Genomic DNA, 2042 nt, shown 5'->3' on the forward strand with positions numbered 1-2042 from the left:
GGCCAAGGCCGAGCTCGTCGAGCGGGGTGCGCCCGTCGATCTCCGGCCCGGCGACATGGCCTTTCTCGACGCGCAGCGCACCCAGCGCCTCGACCCCGTAGGGTTTCAGGCCAAACGGCGCGCCCACTTCGAGCAGGCGGCCCCAGAGCCGCTCGCCGTGGCTGGCGCCGACATAGATCTCGTAGGCGCGCTCGCCGGAATAGCTGAGGCGGATGATGCGCAGCGCCCGTCCGTCGAATTCGGCCTCGATGAAGCCCATATGAGGCAGCGCCTCGTTCGAGACATCGAGTTCCGGGAACGCGGCGGCCAGGATATCGCGGCTTTTGGGGCCGGCAATCGACATCGCCGCCCATTCGTCGCTGACCGAGGTGACGGCGACGCGCAGTTCCGGCCATGCGGTGTCGAGCAGGAATTCGAGCCGCGACAGCACATCGGCCGCCTTGGCGGTCGAGGTGGTCATGAAGAAGCGGGTTTCCGAGAGCCGCGTGGTCGTGCCGTCGTCGAAGACGATGCCGTCGTCGCGCAGCATCACGCCGTAGCGGGCGCGGCCGATCGGCAACCTGGCGAAGCCGTTGGCATAGACACGGTCGAGGAAGCTGGCGGCGTCCGGTCCTTGCACGTCGATCTTGCCCAGGGTGGAAATATCCATCAGCCCGGCGGCTTCACGCACCATGCGCATCTCGGCGACATAGGCTTCGTTCACGTCGCGGCCGGCGCCACGATAGAAATAGGGCCGCATCCACAGACCCACCTCGAGCATTTCGGCACCATCGGCCAGGTGCCGGTCATGCATCGGCGTGCGGCGGATCGGCTTGAAATGGTGGCCGACCGCGCGGCCGGCGAGCGCGCCGATCGCGACGGGCGCATAGGGCGGGCGAAAGGTCGTGGTCCCGGTCTGCGCGATCGTCGCCTGACGCAGCGCCGCCATGGCCGACAGGGCCACGAAATTGCTGGTCTTGCCCTGGTCGGTGCCCATGCCGAGCGTGGTGTAGCGCTTCAGGTGCTCGACCGATTCATAGCCCTCGCGATGGGCGAGCTCGATGTCTTTCGTGGTCACGTCCATCTGGAAGTCGACGAAGGCCTTGCCGCGTCCGACGGACGGGATCGCGCGGAACGGACCGGATGCCGCCTCGCCGAGATCGAGCTTGAGCGGCGCCGGCACGGCTTTTGATCTTCCGCAGGACGATGCGGCTTCCGCGCCGGCGCGGTGACCGTCCTCGATGGCGCCGGTGATCGAGAAGCGACCCATCATGGCGCCGGCGCCGAACTGGCCTGCCGGCAAGGTGCCCGGAACGAAGCCGTCGATATCGCCGCGATAGACGGGTTTGACACCGAGATGCGAGGTAAGATGAACGCTTGGCGACCAGCCGCCGGACAGGCAGACGAGGTCGCAGGCAGTTTCCAGATTGCCGTCAGGCCCGGCAAGCCGCGCGGCCTTCACCGCATGGCCGCCGCGCAGGTCGGTGATCAGGGTGCCGGCTCGGATCGCTATGTTGAGACGCCTGGCTTCCGCGGCCAGGCCGGCGGGTGGGGCGCCGCGCTGATCCGCGACCGTCACCTCGGCGCCGGCGGCGGCGAGGTCGAAGGCGGCGCGGTAGGCGCCGTCATGCGTGGTGGCGACGACGATCTTCTTGCCCGGCAGAACGGCGAAACGGTTGAGATAGGTCCGGGCGGCGGACGCCAGCATGACGCCCGGCCGGTCGTTGTTGGAAAAGACCAGCGGCCGCTCGATCGCTCCGGTGGCAAAGACGATCGAACGGGCGCGAAGCATGGTGAAGACCTGGCGCGCGGCGTCTTCCGCGGCCCGACCGTCGCGTCGCTCGATCAGCCCCAGCGTGTTGGCGTCAAAGGTGCCGAACGCCATCGTCCTGCGCATCAGGGTGACGTTGTCGAGGCCAGCCAATTCGGCCTCGATCGCGCTCAGCCAGGCGGCTGCGTCTGCGTCCGGGCGCTCGGACAGCAACTGGCCGCCGAGCAAGAAGTCCTGCTCGATGAGAGCGACGCTCGCGCCGGCGGTCGCCGCCGCGCGCGCCGCCGACAGG

At 68.6% G+C, this 2042-nt stretch carries 1 protein-coding gene; it reads right to left on the reverse strand.

Annotated features, from left to right (window positions below; genetic code table 11):
• Positions 1-2042 (reverse strand): sarcosine oxidase subunit alpha family protein (locus tag EOA29_RS34305; RefSeq protein ID WP_127222251.1); only part of this gene is annotated, 2042 nt, incomplete at both ends.

This window comes from Mesorhizobium sp. M1E.F.Ca.ET.063.01.1.1 (assembly GCF_003998155.1).
GTDB lineage: Bacteria > Pseudomonadota > Alphaproteobacteria > Rhizobiales > Rhizobiaceae > Mesorhizobium.